The organism is Streptomyces sp. NPDC055966 (genome assembly GCF_042269865.1).
Classification (GTDB): Bacteria; Actinomycetota; Actinomycetes; order Streptomycetales; family Streptomycetaceae; genus Streptomyces.
In genome coordinates this window covers 172,978-187,464 of record NZ_JBHJYK010000013.1, presented here as the reverse complement: position 1 = coordinate 187,464, position 14,487 = coordinate 172,978, and the positions used below count along the sequence as shown (strand labels likewise).

Here is a 14,487-nt window from a genome sequence, read left to right as displayed (position 1 = left end):
CTCCGTTCGCTACCAGCCCAGGACGTCGGCGAGATAGGCGCGGGCCTTCTTGGCGTATTCGAGCGGGTTGGCCTTGTTCGGGTCCTGCTCGGCCTCCACGACCAGCCACCCCTGGTAGTCGGCGTCGGCCAGCACCTCCAGGATCGGCCGGAAGTCGATCGCGCCGTCCCCGGGCACGGTGAAGACGCCGAGCTCGACGCCCTCCTGGAACGACAGGCCTTCTTCCCGCACCCGGCTCACGACCTCGGGCCGGATGCTCTTCAGGTGGACGTGGCCGATGCGGTCGGCGTGCGCCCTGGCCAGGTCCAGTGGATCGTCGCCCGCGAAGGCGATGTGGGCGGTGTCGAGCAGGAGGTGGACCAGTGCCGGATCGGTCGAGGCCATCAGCCTGTCGACGTCGGCCCGGGTCATGACGCCGGTACCCATGTGGTGGTGATAGCTGAGCTTCATCCCGGCCGAGCCCGCGATCTTGCCGAGCTCGTCCAGGCCCGACGTCAGGGCGTCCCACTGGGCGTCGGTGAAGACGGGACGGTTGGCGAACACGTCGACGGGGAGCAGGTGCGACGAGGCTCCGAACTCGGCCACGACCAGCTCGGTCCCGCCCAGCGCCTTGATGTGGGCCAGCGTCTCCTCGAAGGCGGCGATCGTCTTGTGCCGCATCTTGCCGATCGTGAAGTACGTGCTCGTCCAGGGCTCGGACACCCGCAGGCCGCGCAGATCGAGGGCGGCCTTGAGCGCGGCGGCGTCCGAGGGGTACTTGTGCCCGATGCTGCAGCCCTGGAAGCCGGCGAGCGCCATCTCGCTCACGGCCTGGCCGAAGGAGATGCCGGCGTCGATGGCGGGGAAGTCGTCGTTCCACCACAGGGTGCAGCAGACGCCGAGCTTCACCTTGTCCGGGCCGAGGCGGCCCGCCAAGTCGGTCATTTCGTCGCCCCATTCAGGTAGCGGTCCTCGATGCGGGGTGGCTGGGCCCAGGAGCCGTAGCCGGGCCCCTTGGCGCCGGGAGGATTGGCGCCGATGGCCCGCCACAGCAGCCCCTCCTGGTAGGAGGCGGCGGTGACCGTGGAGGCCTCGCCCGCGGCGTGGGCCCCGTAGCGGTCGGTCCACTCGGGGGGCAGCGCGTACCACATCCCGGCGTACCAGAGCTTGATCACACCTCGGGCCACCGGTCCGAGGCGTTCGTCGCTGAAGATGCGGTGGCGCAGGGACCGGTCGAGCAGGATCCGGTCGAGCAGCATCCGGTCGGGGCTGCCGGCGTCACCGGCCGCGTCGGCCCGGGCCGCCCGGTGGGCGTCCAGGAGGGCGGTGACGATCTCGTCGCCGCAGGCGGCCCGCACCTTGGCCAGGTACTGCCGGGCCAGACCGGTGCCGAGCAGTTCGGTCTCCCCGAAGGCGGTGAGGTCGACCGACAGGCGCAGGAACTCCTCGAACGACGGGGCGGTCACCGTGCCACCGCCCGCTCCGTCTTGCCGGCGGACCGGGAGGCCCCCGGATCGGACCCGACCGCGGCCGGGATCTCGAAGGTCGGGGCGGCGTGCAGGCCGTCGCTGCCCGGCAGGGGGTTGCGAACCAGCTGGGTGAACCCGTCACGCAGGCGGAACATGTCGCAGACGGCGTCCTGCAAGAGGCCCGGCTGCCCGGTGAACGCCCTGGTGAGCAGGGCGAGGAAGGCCCCGTACGCGGCGTTGAAGTCCCGGGCGGCACGGGCGAGTTCCGATCCCGCCGGGAAGTCGGCCAGCCGGGGGCTCACCTTCACCGGGTACACGTCGTCCCAGCTGACACTGAGCGGCGGCCCGGACGGCGCGTCGGGGTCGTCGCCCACCTGGTAGTAGCGGCCGAGCTGCAGCTGCCGGAACCGGTAGTAGTGGGCCAGCTCCCCGTCCGCGTCGTGGATGCCCGAGTCGAGGCCCTCGCCCTGCGCGGCGATGAAGCGCAGCGCCCGGCAGGCCGAGTCCAGGTCGGAGACGACGATCACCGACCCGCCGCCGGAGTAGAAGTACTCGGGCCCCACCTGCAGCGCCGGGTCTCCGGAGAAGAGCCCCGGGTCGCCGGCCGCCACCTTTTCGAGGCCTTCGATGATCTCCGCGTAGAACTCGCCGATGCTGTAGAAGCGCATCCCCTCGGCCGTCGGGCTGAACGCCAGCACCGGACTCCCGCCGTCCGGTGTGCGCAGCAGCCGTGCGTCGGCGCTGGGGGCCCGGCCCGGCCGCTCGATCTTGCAGAACGTCTCCACCGCCTCCGGGGACAGGGACCGCAGGTCGACGGTGAAGTCGCTCTCCCCGTCGGGCAGGTAGGCCGGGTAGGACGGCACGAAGCCGGGGCGGGTCAGGTCGGGCCTGCCGCCGATGGCGTTCAGGACGTTGGCGACGAGGGTCAGGTGCAGCATCTCCTCCACCGCGACCACCCGGATGATGTGGGCGGCGTCGGAGTTGGTGGTGGAGTGTATGGAGTAGTACGCGGTCAGGTACGGGGGGATGGTCGCGTGCTCCAGCGCCATCGCCACGTGCAGATAGCTGATCAGGTCGTCACGGTCGTCGATGGTCGACGCGGTCACCGGGCCACCTCCACGGCGATCGGTGCGGTCTCCGCGTCGAGCCGGGCCAGCATGGCCCGGACGCTGCGCAGGCACAGGGCGGCGATGGTGAGCGTCACGTTCGACGTGCCCACGGTGGGCATGCTTCCCCCGCCGACCAGGTAGAGGTTCTCGTGGTCCCAGCTCCGCTGGTCCGCGTCGACGACCGAGGTCGACGGGTCGCTGCCCATCGTGTGGGTGCCGGCAAGGTGGTTGCCGCCCCGGATCTCGTATCCCTCGCCTGCGTGCACGGCGTAGCCCCAGAAGTTCGGGTCGTACGCCGTGTGGTCCTCGGCTCCGAGGCGGGCGAAGATCCGCCTGGACAGCTGCCGGGCGTACGCCACGCCCCGCATCGTGTAGTCGGGGATGTCGTAGGTGAGGATGGGCCGCATGTTCCCCAGGTGGTCGGTGTAGGCCGGGTCCACGGTGATCCGGTTGCTCGGGTTGGCGGGGACCTCGACCATGAACGCCAGCTGCAGCTGGCGGGAGACCCGGTCCACCAGGCCCTGGCGGAGGGACTCGCCGTAGCGGCCGCCGGCGTCCACCAGGTCGGCCAGGTCGGTCATCGGCGCCCCCCGGGCCCAGCCCCAGCCGTCGTTGTGGATGTCGACGCTGAAGGCCGCCTGGCGGCGGCGGAAGCGGCCCCCGCGCAGGTCGGTGATGCCGCCCGTGCAGTTCGTGCCCCGGAAGGTGCCGGCCACCTCCGGCAGCAGGGCCCACGCCAACAGGTAGGCGTGGTCCATGAAGTTGCGCCCCATCAGGCCGCTGGAGCCGCGCAGCCCGGAGGCCAGCATCAGCCGGGGGTTCTCCACCGCGTTGGCGGCCAGGACGAACAGCCGGCCCCGGGCTCGCACGGTGGTGAAGCCGGGGCTGTCGGGCCGGTCGTAGCGGCGGTACTCGATCTCGGTCACCCGGCCGGTCCGCTCGTCGACGTGCACCTTGTAGGCCACCGCCTGGGCCACCAGGTCGACCCGGCCGCTCTGCAGGGCCACCGCGAGGGTCTTGCCGGCGTGGTACTTGGCCTGCACCGGGCAGATGGGCACGCAGTTGTTGTTGCCCTGGCACCGCCCGCCGACCTCGACCTGGTACGTGCTCACCGCCCCTCGCGGCTGGTAGCCCTTCCCGCCGTCGTAGGCCGGGTTCGGTATCCCGTTGCGTCCCTGCGGGAACGGCCGCACCCGCAGCTCGCGCCGCTCCCCGTCGAGCTCGACCGGCATCCCGTCGAGGTCCCTGGCGACCATCCGGTCCAGGTACGAAAGGGGCAGCCCCTTCATCGGGAACACGTAGTCCTCGTCGAAGGTGATCCCGAGGTAGGCCTGGTCCGCCACGTCGGCGCAGACGCCGATCTCGCGTTCGGCCTCGGTGTAGTACGGGGCGAGGTCCTCGTAGGTGAGCGGCCAGTCGGCCCCCTCGCCGTAGAGCGTGCGCATCCGGAAGTCCTCGGGGAGCATCCGCAGCGTCTTGGCCTCCCAGTGCATGGTGGTGCCGCCGAGGACCCGGGTGTAGGTGGTGTCGGAGGCGAAGGGCCCGCTCTGGACGAGGTAGGCCGAGGCGTCGGGCGCGCCCGGGGGGATGCGGCGTGCGTCGGTGCCGCGGGGCATCGGGGCGGCTGCGACGACCGGGTAGGGGGACTGGTTGTCCTTGCCGGTGGCCGAGTAGAAGCGGTCGAGGTAGCTCTCGTAGCCCCTCAGGGTGAGGTCCTCGGCCGGGCCGGCTTCGAGTATCAGTACCCTCTTGCCGGCGGCGCTCAGCCGCGAGGCGATGAGGGCGCCGGCGATCCCGCCGCCGACGATGACGGCGTCGTAGAGGATCTCGGCCGCCGCCGCGGGGTCGGTGCGCTGTGCCGCCCCCTCGGGGAACTTCGCGTACATGGGGCAGTCACTCCTCCGCTGCCGGGCGTGGCCGGGACCGGTGTGGGGTTGGGGTTGCGCGTCGGTCGGCCATGGGTCACACGGCCTCGGCCCGGGCCCGCATGGCGGACAGGTAGGCGGCATAGCTCCACGTCAGGTTGTGCACACTGCGCTCGAAGCCGGTGGTGCCGTCGAACTGCTCGGAGAGCTCCAGGTTGTCACTGTGGTAGACGACGGCGCGCACCATGGCGTCGCCGGTGGCCGCCAGGGCGGCGGCTGCCGCCGCCGGGGCCGTCGACGCGTCGATGCCGGACTGGGCGAAGAAGGGTGCGGACAGGTCGTCCAGGGGGACCTTGCCGCTGGACTTGATCGCGGCGGCCAGCTTGTAGTGCAGCTCCGCGACGTTGCACGTGGACAGGGCCCAGGGGTGGCCGCCGAGCACCGGGTGCGCGGTGTCGCCGTCGTAGACGTCGCCCGGGTAGCGGCCGAACAGCGGCCCGATGCCGAACGCTTCCTTGTCGGCCTTGTTGATCGGGTAGAAGGCGATGCCGCCCTCCTCCCACTGCGAGCGCAGTCGGGCCGCCGTGGCCAGCAGTTTGGTGTCGGTGACGGGAACGGCGCCGTAGACGGCCGACTGGACGATGTCGATGTTCGGGTCGTAACCGCTGACGACCGGGTTCTGCGGCGACGGCTGGGCCCCGTCACCGGGGTCGGCCAGCATGCTCACGTACACGCTTCCGTCCCAGTGGCTCGCGAGCGCCTGGCGCAGCCACTTGATGGCGGGGCGCAGCCCGGTCGGCTTGTCGATGCCGACGACCGTCGAGGCCTGGATCTCCTCGAAGCAGCGCAGTTGGGCGGAGCGGGCGAAGAAGCTGTAACCGCTGTGCTCCTCCCACAGGTTCGTGGTGGGGGCCTGGTAGACGCCGAGGAGGTAGGCCACGTTCGCGTTCACCAGGTCGACCGCCCGTTTCTGGGTGCCGACGTCGAGTTGGTCGTAGGCGGCCAGGACGGTGATCGTCTGCAGGGCCGGACCGTCGTTCTGCTCGGTCCACGGGCGGGCGTCGCCGGCGATGTTGAAGCAGGCGTGCCCCTTGGTCAGCGGCGGCTGGGCGTTGGAGTGGCACAGGTCGGCGAACTGCACGTAGTCGTTGAGCGTCTGCACCGTCCCGCCCGGGCGGGCGGGCATGTCGGCCTTGGCCACCTCCATGGCCGTGATGGCCCCGTCGCGCACCCAGTTGAAGACGTAGTCCTCGTCGATGCCGGGGGTGTCGGCCGGGAAGGAGGGCGCGGCGATGATGCAACCCGGCTTCGAGTTCCGGGAGATGTCGCCCGGCGACTGAGGATCGCTGAAGGCGAAGCCGTCGCTGGAGATGTTCCGGAACATGAAGGTGTACATGACCGGCACGAGCGACGGCAGATCGATGGCTTCCGGATCCATGGTGATCTGGGCGTTCGCCCGCACGCGGGATGTGTCGGCCGGCCGGTTCGTGCGGGCGGGCGTGCCGGTGGGTGTGCTGGTGGGCTCGGGCATGGCGGAACTCCCCCGTCGTCTTTCGGGCGGAACTATCGGATCCGGTCGGCGCCCTGGTCGCGTGGATCGAAAGGCCGGGAACCGACCGCGTCCATGGGGTGCCTCCACGGGATGCGTGGGCTTGTGTGGCGGGCGCGCCGGATGGACGGCGCTAGAGGGTGCGGATGGTGCACGGGCACGTCGCCGGTGTCGGCCCGCGTGTTGGTATCGCCGCTGGTCATGCCTGATGCGGGGACCACGGCCGCGTCACCGGCGGTGCGCGGGAACGCTCGCGATCGCCGAATGGGCCGCGGGCGCGTTCCGGACGGCTCGGCCGGCCCCGGGCACGGCCCGCCGCCCCTCGCCGGCACCCTGGCGGCCGCACGGGTACGGCAGGCTCCTCGTGGGCCACGCGCGCGGATGGGCCGGGAGGATGGGCGGGCGGTCCCGGACCCGTGTGTTCGCCCCGGGGTCGCGGTGAGGAGAGTGGCGCGCGACAACACCGTCAGGCCTGCGACGACACTCAGAATCAGGCGCCCGAGTCGACACCATTCCCATAATCGCGTCAATAGGGAATACATCCCTCTGTCCCCCCGGTTTTCTCAAAGCGCGCGCGATGCAGGGACTTTCATTTGAATAAGCCTGAGATGTGACCGTGCCACGCGGCGGGTACGCTGCTTCGCAGCACCCTCAACTTTGCGTGCCACACGCTACAGCCGGCCGGGTAGGGCCGCAAGGGGAAATTCGACTGTTGCGTACGAGGCTGGGGTAATCCCGTGCAGCCTACTGTTGCATAACTGTACGTCGGTTCCTGGTGGGGTTTATGGAGTTCCCTTTGGGCAAGGACGAATTCCTGTGCGGTAATTCAGTGCGTTCCGGTCGCCGCCTGGAGCGAGGAGTCCTGCGAGACGGGCATGACAGCGCCCCCTTCTCCGTCCTGCCGGTGCGGAGGAGAATCCGCGGGAGGACTGCGGCGCCGCCTTCCTCGGCCGGCGCGCGAGGACGGGGGCGAGATGGAGACGGAGCAGCGGTACCGCGAGGCCGCCCAGGCCGGAGACCCGGAAGCGATGGTCGAGTTGGGCATCCTGCTCAGGGACCGCCGTGACGTTGCCGAGGCGGAGGTGTGGTTCCGCAGGGCCGCCGAAGCGGGACATGCCCCCGGGATGGGCCATGTCGGCTGGTTGCTTCTTCAACGAGGAGAGTCGGAGCAGGCAGAGCGCTGCTACCGGGAAGCCGCCATGGCCGGCAGCCCCGAGTGGATGGTTCGGCTCGGCGCGCTGCTCCACGAACGCGGGAACCTCGCCGACGCGGAGGAGTGGTACCGGCGTGCTGCCGATGCCGGCCACGTCCCGGCGTGGGGGGCCATGGGAACCGCGCTGGAGGAACGCGGCGACGTCACGGGTGCACAGCGGTGGTATCGGGAGGGGGCGGAGCGCGGGGACGCCCTGGCGGTGCTCAGGGGCGGGGCCCTGTTGGAGCAGCGGACGGACCTCGCCGGGGCGCAGGCGTGGTACCGCCGGGCGGCGGAGGCGGCTGTGAGCCCCTTGGCGCAGGCCCACGCCCTCAACGCGCTCGCCCGGCTCGCGGCCGGGCGCGGAGAGCCGGCCGATGAGGAGCGGCGGTTGCGGGAGGCCGCACGGGTCATCACCGAGGCGCCGTACGACCCGGGCTTTCCCGAGCTGTTGTCCCATGTGCTGACGGGATTGGGGCTGCTGCACGAGGACCGCGGGGAAGTGGCCGACGCGGAGGAGTTCTACCGGGTGGCCGCCGAAGCCACCGAGCGTGTCGAGCCCATGTTCCACCTGGGGTCGCTGCTCGAACGCCGAGGCGATCTGGCGGCAGCGGAGCAGTGGTACCGCAAGGGCTCCGAGGGTGGGCATCTGCGGTCGATGCTCATGCTGGGAATGCTGTTGGACGAGCACGGGCGCAAGGCCGAAGCCGAGCAGTGGTACCGGCGGTCCGCCGAGGAGCCTGCTGCGATGGAGCTGTTGGGCCGACTGCTGGAGCAGCGCGGCGACACCGCCGAGGCCGAGGTGTGGTACCGGAAGGCGGCAGCCGCCGGGCTCGCGGGTTCGATGACGAGGATGGCCCACCTGCTGGAGGAGCGCGGGGAGGCTGCCGAGGCGGAGCGTTGGTTGCGCGGCGCGGCCGAGGGCGGGGACGTCCTGGCCATGGTCTCACTGGCGTTCAGGCTGGCCCGGCACGGCGAGCAGGCCGAGGCCGAGCGGTGGTTCCGGGCGGCGGCCGAGGCGGGAGATCCCTCGGCCATGTTCCTCGCGGGAGAGATGGCCTCGCGACGCGGTGACGAGGCCGAGGCGAATCGGTGGTGGCGCAGGGGTGCCGAGGCCGGCAACGGCCGGTCGATGGAGCTCCTGGGGCTGGGTCTCGCCATGGCCGGGGACGTGGCCGAAGGCGAGCAGTGGTGCCGGAAGGCCGTCGAGGCCGGCGTCCCCGAGGCGCTGGAGCATCTGGGGGCAGTGCTGCGAGCGCTGAGCAACGGCTGAGCGGCATTGGGGAGTTGGCGCTTCCGCGGCAGGTCTCCCCCGTGTCGGGCGGTTGTTCCAGCGGCTGCCGACGCCGGGCCGGCCCGGACCATGCCGAAAGGGTGCGCTGCTGCGGCAGCGGCCGGGGGGCGACGGGGCACGCGCGTGGGCGCGGGGCGCGGGATCAGCGGCCGGTGTGGGTGTACGCGGCCCACAGGCTGGGGGTGTTGGGGTAGCGGTCGCGCAGGCGTGTGGTGGCCCGGTGCAGTGCGTGGGCGCTGCGGTGGGTCTGGGCCGGGGTGGTGCCACCGCTGGTGAGGTGGGTGTAGAAGGCGGTGGCGACTTCGGCGGCGGTCCGGTCGTCGACGGGCCACAGGGTGCCGATGACCTGCTGGTAGCCGGCGAGGTGGAAGGCGCCGGTGATGTGCAGGGACTCGTCGACGAGGCGGGGGTCGGTGACGCTGGTGTCGCAGGCGGAGAGGTAGGCCAGGTCGGCGGTCAGGTCCAGGGTGGTGATGTCGGCGAGGGTCAGCGGGGTGGTGGCGTGGTCGGGGAGGACCAGGCGGCTTCGGGACGGGTCGTTCCAGTCGGCGTGGCCGTGGCAGGAGAAGTGGGCGACCCGATGGCCGGGCAGCGCGCGCAGGACCGCGGCGCGTGACGCGGGGTCGAGCAGGTGGGCGTCCGGGATGAGACGGGTGAGGGCCCTCGTCTCGGACCGGACCCCGGGGAGGGGGACGGTGCCGGGGGTGTCGGCGGCGGGGACGATCAGGGTGCCGGGGGTTGCCGGGCCGGCGTGGCGGGTGCGGGCGTGCGCGAGGGCGCGCACGGTGGTGGCGTAGGAGGAGACGACGCGGTCGAACACGGTGCGCGGGCCGCCGGACCGGTCAGGGGCGTCGGCGTGGTGGCCGGCGGCGTGCAGGGGGAAGGCGGACAGCACCCCGACAGGGCACCACCACAGACGGTGCCGGGGCGCACCGGGGCGGGGGGCGGCGGTGTGGCCGAGTCGGGTGAGGACGGGTTCGGTGACGGTGTCCCACAGCCAGGCCAGGACCGCGAGGATCTCCCGCTGGGCTGCGGCGCGTTCCCGGGGGGCGAGTCGGGGGTCGGTGGTGGCCTGAACGGCGGCCTGCAGGTGGTCCGCGTGGGCGACGGCGATCTCGTGGGTCAGGCCGTTCAGGGGCACGGCCTGGACGGGCCTGTCGGGGGTGTCGGACAGGACGAGCGCGTCGCAGCGGCCGGGGCTGGTGGTGACGAAGACGATGGGGCCGTCGTGCGCGTCCCGGGCGAGCCGGTCGATGGGGGGCGCCTGGAGGAAGTCCTCGAACTCCGGCAGGCCGCGGATCCGCCCGAGCAGGCTCTGCCACGCCGCGTGCGTCGCGCGCCGGTCCTCGGCCAGGCGCCGGTCCGCCGCGAGGGTCGCCTCGGTCGCGGTGCTCTCCTGCGCCAGTACGGAGCGGGGACGGTTCAGGGCGTCGAGTCGGGCGCGCAGCCGGTCGAGTTCGACGGCGAGGTGGGGCGCGCGCTCGCGCAGGCGGGCCGTGTCGCGGCTGCGGATGCCGAGGGTTTCGGCGGCGAGGATGCCGCGGGTGCGTTCCAGCAGCTCCACGGCGCGCACGGGCCGGCCCGCGCCCAGCGCGGCGGCCGCGGCCTCCCCCGCCAGACCTGGCAGGCGGCTGAGCTGGTGCTCGCGGTCCGCGCGGGCCAGACTGCCCGGAGCGAGGGCGCCCACCAGATCGATGGCGTCCTCCACGGCCTTCAGTGCGGCCTGGGGAGCACCGGGGCCCGAGGTCAGGAGCGCGAAGGACCGGTACGCGCGGATCCGGGACATCGTCTCACCGGTCGAGGTGTCCGCGGCCTCGCGGTAGCAGGCACAGGCCTGTGCCACGAGGTCGGTCTCCGCGGTGCGCTCGGCCAGGAGCCGCAGGGCGTTGCCGAGGGGATTCAGGTAGACGGCGCGGTCGGGATGGTTGGCGGGAGTGGCGGCCACCGCCGCACGGCCCGCCCGCACCGCCTCCTCAAGCGCCCCCACGTCGTCGGTGTGCCCGAACTGCCTCTGCAGGGCGATCCCGAGATTGCTCAGGTACATGGCGCGGTCGGGGTGAACGTCGGGCGCGGCCTCCACCGCCCGGCGGCTCACCCGTACCGCCTCCTTGAGCGTCCCGATCTCGCCGGTGTGCTCGAACTGCCTCTGCAAGGCGTTCCTGAGGCTGTTCAGGGTCGCGGGGAGGTGGGGGTGGTCGTCGGGCGTGGCGGCCACCGCCCGACGGCTCACCCGTACCGCCTCCTCAAGCACCCCCTCTTCGCCGGTGCGCTCGAACAGAACCCGCAGGGCGTTCGCGAGATTGCTCAGGGCCGCGGCCCGGTTGGGGCGGTCGTCGGGGGTGAGGGTGACGACGCGACGGCCGATCTGCACGGCTTCCCGCAACGCGGCGATCTCGCCGGTGTGCTCGAAGCGGACCCGCAGGGCGAGCCCGAAGTTGTTCAGGTACATCGCGAGGTTGGGGTGGTCGTCCGGGGTGGCGTCGATCGCCCGACGGCCCACCCGTACCGCTTCCTCCAGCACCTCCGCCTCGCCGGTGCGCTCGAACCGGGCCCGCAGGGTGAACCCGAGATTGCTCAGGTACATCGCGAGGTTGGGGTGGTCGTCGGGGGTGAGGGCCACCGCCCGACGGCCTGTCGACAACGCTTCCTCCAGCGCACACGCGTCATCGGTGCGCTCGAACCGCCTCAGCAAGGCGGCCCCGAGGTTGTTCAGGTACATGGCACGGTCGGGATGGTCGTCGGGCGCGGCAGCCACCGCCTGACGGCTCACCCGTACCGCCTCCTCAAGCACCTCCGCGTCGTCGGTGCGCTCGTACAGGAACCGCAGGGAGGCCCCGAGGGGATTCAGATGGACGGCGCGGTCGGGGGCGTCGTCGGGGGTGAGGTCCACCGCCTCACGGCCTGCCCGCACCGCCGCCCTGAGCAGATCGACGCGGCCGGTGCGCTCGAACAGGGCCTGCAGATCGATCCCGAGGTCGGTCAGACGGGCGGCGTGGCCAGGGTCGTCGTCGGGGGTGGCGGCCACCGCCCGACGGCCCACCTCGACCGCCTCCTCCAGCACACTCACCTCACCGCCCGCTCGTTCGAACAGCATGTGCAGTGCGTGTTCGAGGTTGCTCAGGTGCTCCGCCCGGTCGGGGTGGTCATCGGGGGTGAGGGCCACCGCCCGACGGCTCACCTCGACGGCCTCCGCCAACAGGCCCACTTCCCCGGTGCGTTCGAACAGGACGCGCAGGTCGATGCCGAGGTCGCCCAGCCGCCCTGCACGGTCGGGATCGTCGTCGAGGGTGGCGGCCACCGCCCGACGGCCCGTCTCGACCGCCTCCGCCAACAGGCCCACCTCGCCGGTGTGTTCGTACAGAAGGCCCAGAGCTGTGTGGAGGTTTTTCAGGCACATGGGACGGTAGGGGCCCTCGTCCGGGGTGAGGGCCACCGCCCGACGGCCCGTCTCGACCGCCTCCTCCAGCAGACCCACCTCGCCCACGCGCCCGAACTGGAACCGCAGGTGGCTCCCGAGGTTGTTCAGGTACAAGGCGCGGTCGGGATCCTCGCCTGGGGTGGCGGCCACCGCCTGACGGCTCGCCCGTACCGCCTCCTCCAACAGGCCTGCGTCGCCGCCGCGTTCGACCAGGCTTCGCAGGGAGGACCCGAGGCTGTTCAGGACCGCGGCGCGGGCGGGATGCTCCTCGGGAAGCATGGTGATCAGCGTGCGCATCACGGAGACGGCCTGTTCCAGCAACTCCCGCCGCTGCGTGCGCTCGTAGGCGCGCAGCAGGTCGACGGCACGGACATGCAGGGCGGCTGCGGCGCTGTCATCGGCATCCGGCACCGGGCTCTCGGCGACGAGCCGCTGCAACGTCCCGTGCAGAGCTTCGGGGGTGGACCGCGGGTGTGTCCGGTGGACCAGGGCCAGCAGGCGAACCGCGGCGGCGAGATCGTCCCGGTCGAGGCCTCGGGGAAGGACGAGGTGACGCACCCAGTGGTACCAGCCCAGGGCGTGGGCGGCGGCGAGGTCGCAGGCGGGATCGGCGGCGCCGGCGAGGGCGTGCGCGGCGTTCATGGCCTGCGCCCCGAGCAGGTGCGCGGGGTCGCCGACGGCGCGGTCGAGGTGGTGGTGGAGGGCGGCGAGCGCCGCCTCGCGGTCCGGCATGACAGACATCCCCCCGGAGAACGGCTCACCCTGGAAGCCGATCAACACACCTGTCCGGACGGTGTGGTGACGACGTGGCACGAGCGGTGTGCGTTTGGCAGATGCTACCCACCGCACCGGCTGACGCGGCCTATGCTCGTGCTGCTTCGGGAGGAGCGGCTTCACCCGCCGGCGCGGGGCCGGTGCCGGGGCTCGTGCCGCCCGTCCGAGGCCGGCAGAGGGGGCAGGCATGGACGAAGCGGTGAGCGACCGGGTGGGGATGCTGTGCGATCAGCTCAGCCGCTGGCCGGAGTTGGCGACGACGATCCGCGACGGCGGAGCCCAGGCACAGCTCGCCGAGTTGCTGACGCTGCTCGCCGGCCGGGGCGCCCCCGACGATCGTCGCGTGTCCGCGCTGATCGACGCGATCGAGGACGCATGCGCCCGGCAGGGCCTGCCCGGACTCACCCGCCGCCTGCCATCCCTGCCGCCGGGACTGGGAACGGCGCGACGCACACCGCAAGACGGTGAACCTGCGGGATGGACATGCCCGCTGGACAGGTGCAGCCGCGTCGTCCTCCCGGAGGAGACCCCGTCCGCGCCGATCTGCGCCGCCCACGGCGAGGATGCGCGCATGAGGCCCTACCGCCCCCGTCCGCGATGACGGGCGCCTTCCTGGCCGGCATCGGCACCAGACTCGCCGACCGGTGGGTCAACGCCCTGCTCCTGCCCGGCCTGCTGTGGACCGGGCTGCTCGCCGCGGGCGTGCACCTGGGCCAGGCGCACGCCTTCGCCACGGACCACTTGAGCGCCTGGCTCCAACAACTCGCCGCCCGCCCCGCCGCTCACGCCCCCGGCACCGTCGCGCTCGCCGCCTGCGCGATCCTGCTGGCAGGCGCCGGCGCCGGACTGCTCGCCGGTGCCCTCGGCGGCCTCGTCGAGCGCCTGTGGGCGCTGCCCGGTGACCGGCCCGCCGCCGCCTGGCTGCTCGCCCGGCGCCGACAGCGGTGGGACACGGCGCAGCGGCGACTGAAGACCGCGATCCTGCAAGCCGCCCGGGACACCGGCGGCCGGGACGACGCGGCCCACGCCGCCCGGGTGCGTGCCTGTCAGCGCCGCCGCGCCCGCCTCGGCCCCGCCCGCCCGGAGCGCCCCACCCGGACCGGAGACCGCTTCGCGCGCACCACCACCCGCATCGCCCGGTTCAACGGCCTGGACGACCTCGCCCTGGCCTGGCCCCGCCTGTGGACCGTCCTCCCGGACCAGTTGCGCACCGACATCGCCACCGCCCGCGACACCTACGCCGCCACCGCCCGCCTCGCCGCCTGGGGCCTGCTCCATCTCGCCCTCACCGCCGTCTGGTGGCCCGCCGGGCTGATCGGCACCGCCGTCCTCGCCACCGCCACGGTGCGCGCCCACGCCGCCGCGGACGTCCTGGCCGGCCTGATCGAAACCGCCTGCGACCTCCACCTCGGCGACCTCGCCGAACGCCTCCGCCTCCCCGCCACCTCGGACACCACGCCGATCGGCCACGCCATCACCGCCCGCCTGCGCACCCCCGCCTCACCACCGGCGCGCACCGGGACACCGACGCCTCGGGCGGAACCGTGAAGCAGGTGGGGTCCGCCGGGCGGGGCCCAGGTGCGACGACACCGGCGCAGAGCATGGCTATCGTGTAACCCGACGGAAGTGGACGATCATGCGGGGTGGACGTGGGTGAGGCGGGACGGCTCCCCGCGGCGTTGAGCAGTGACGGACGGCGCTGGAGCACGGTACTCGCCGAGCGTTCTGTTCTCGGAGTCGTACACAACATCACCTCCGCAACTCGACTGCTGGATCTGCTGTCCGCCTTCGAGAGCGATGAGCGGGTCCAGGTGTTTTTCACCAGTACGGGTTCGTCG

At 72.5% G+C, this 14,487-nt stretch carries 9 protein-coding genes; 3 read left to right on the top strand and 6 right to left on the bottom strand.

Annotation, left to right across the window (positions count from 1 at the left end; genetic code table 11):
* Nucleotides 1-9: 9 nt before the first annotated feature.
* From iolE to ACFC8N_RS26985, 5 genes are all read right to left on the bottom strand, one after another.
* A complete protein-coding gene (gene iolE, locus ACFC8N_RS27005; protein WP_376290537.1) occupies nt 10-924 on the bottom strand; it encodes a myo-inosose-2 dehydratase in 915 nt (304 codons plus the stop codon).
* Nucleotides 921-1,445: a hypothetical protein gene (locus tag ACFC8N_RS27000; protein ID WP_356025654.1), complete on the bottom strand. Its 525-nt coding sequence runs from the start codon at nt 1,443-1,445 to the stop codon at nt 921-923. The genes iolE and ACFC8N_RS27000 overlap by 4 nt, the downstream gene beginning before the upstream one ends.
* Nucleotides 1,442-2,554, bottom strand: coding sequence for a ferritin-like protein (locus ACFC8N_RS26995; RefSeq protein WP_362819773.1), 1,113 nt, complete (start codon nt 2,552-2,554; stop codon nt 1,442-1,444). The genes ACFC8N_RS27000 and ACFC8N_RS26995 overlap by 4 nt, the downstream gene beginning before the upstream one ends.
* On the bottom strand, nt 2,551-4,443 hold the full coding sequence (locus ACFC8N_RS26990) for a GMC family oxidoreductase (RefSeq protein ID WP_356025657.1): 1,893 nt from the start codon (nt 4,441-4,443) through the stop codon (nt 2,551-2,553). The genes ACFC8N_RS26995 and ACFC8N_RS26990 overlap by 4 nt, the downstream gene beginning before the upstream one ends.
* Before the next feature lie 76 nt (nt 4,444-4,519).
* Entirely contained in the window at nt 4,520-5,953 is a 1,434-nt protein-coding gene (locus ACFC8N_RS26985; protein WP_376290533.1) for a glycoside hydrolase family 15 protein, read from the bottom strand.
* A 992-nt stretch (nt 5,954-6,945) separates the two neighbouring features.
* Here ACFC8N_RS26985 and ACFC8N_RS26980 point away from each other — a divergent pair.
* Nucleotides 6,946-8,436 (top strand): tetratricopeptide repeat protein, encoded by a 1,491-nt coding sequence (locus ACFC8N_RS26980; protein WP_376290530.1) that lies wholly within the window; start codon nt 6,946-6,948, stop codon nt 8,434-8,436.
* A gap of 163 nt (nt 8,437-8,599) precedes the next feature.
* Here ACFC8N_RS26980 and ACFC8N_RS26975 read toward each other — a convergent pair whose 3' ends face one another.
* Nucleotides 8,600-12,607, bottom strand: coding sequence for a CHAT domain-containing protein (locus tag ACFC8N_RS26975; RefSeq protein WP_376290528.1), 4,008 nt, complete (start codon nt 12,605-12,607; stop codon nt 8,600-8,602).
* A gap of 229 nt (nt 12,608-12,836) precedes the next feature.
* Between ACFC8N_RS26975 and ACFC8N_RS26970 the strand changes: the two genes are divergently transcribed.
* Nucleotides 12,837-13,250: a hypothetical protein gene (locus ACFC8N_RS26970; RefSeq protein ID WP_362819778.1), complete on the top strand. Its 414-nt coding sequence runs from the start codon at nt 12,837-12,839 to the stop codon at nt 13,248-13,250.
* Complete coding sequence (locus ACFC8N_RS26965; RefSeq protein ID WP_376290525.1) at nt 13,247-14,197, top strand: hypothetical protein; 951 nt, start codon at nt 13,247-13,249, stop codon at nt 14,195-14,197. Before ACFC8N_RS26970 ends, ACFC8N_RS26965 begins: the two co-directional genes overlap by 4 nt.
* Nucleotides 14,198-14,487 lie beyond the last annotated feature (290 nt).

Coding starts and splice junctions, on each gene's coding strand:
- iolE (WP_376290537.1), bottom strand. CDS start 924: ATGACCGACTTGGCGGGCCGCCTCGGCCCGGACAAGGTGAAGCTCGGC.
- ACFC8N_RS26980 (WP_376290530.1), top strand. CDS start 6,946: ATGGAGACGGAGCAGCGGTACCGCGAGGCCGCCCAGGCCGGAGACCCG.
- ACFC8N_RS26965 (WP_376290525.1), top strand. CDS start 13,247: ATGACGGGCGCCTTCCTGGCCGGCATCGGCACCAGACTCGCCGACCGG.
- ACFC8N_RS26975 (WP_376290528.1), bottom strand. CDS start 12,607: ATGCCGGACCGCGAGGCGGCGCTCGCCGCCCTCCACCACCACCTCGAC.
- ACFC8N_RS26990 (WP_356025657.1), bottom strand. CDS start 4,443: ATGTACGCGAAGTTCCCCGAGGGGGCGGCACAGCGCACCGACCCCGCG.
- ACFC8N_RS26970 (WP_362819778.1), top strand. CDS start 12,837: ATGGACGAAGCGGTGAGCGACCGGGTGGGGATGCTGTGCGATCAGCTC.
- ACFC8N_RS26985 (WP_376290533.1), bottom strand. CDS start 5,953: ATGCCCGAGCCCACCAGCACACCCACCGGCACGCCCGCCCGCACGAAC.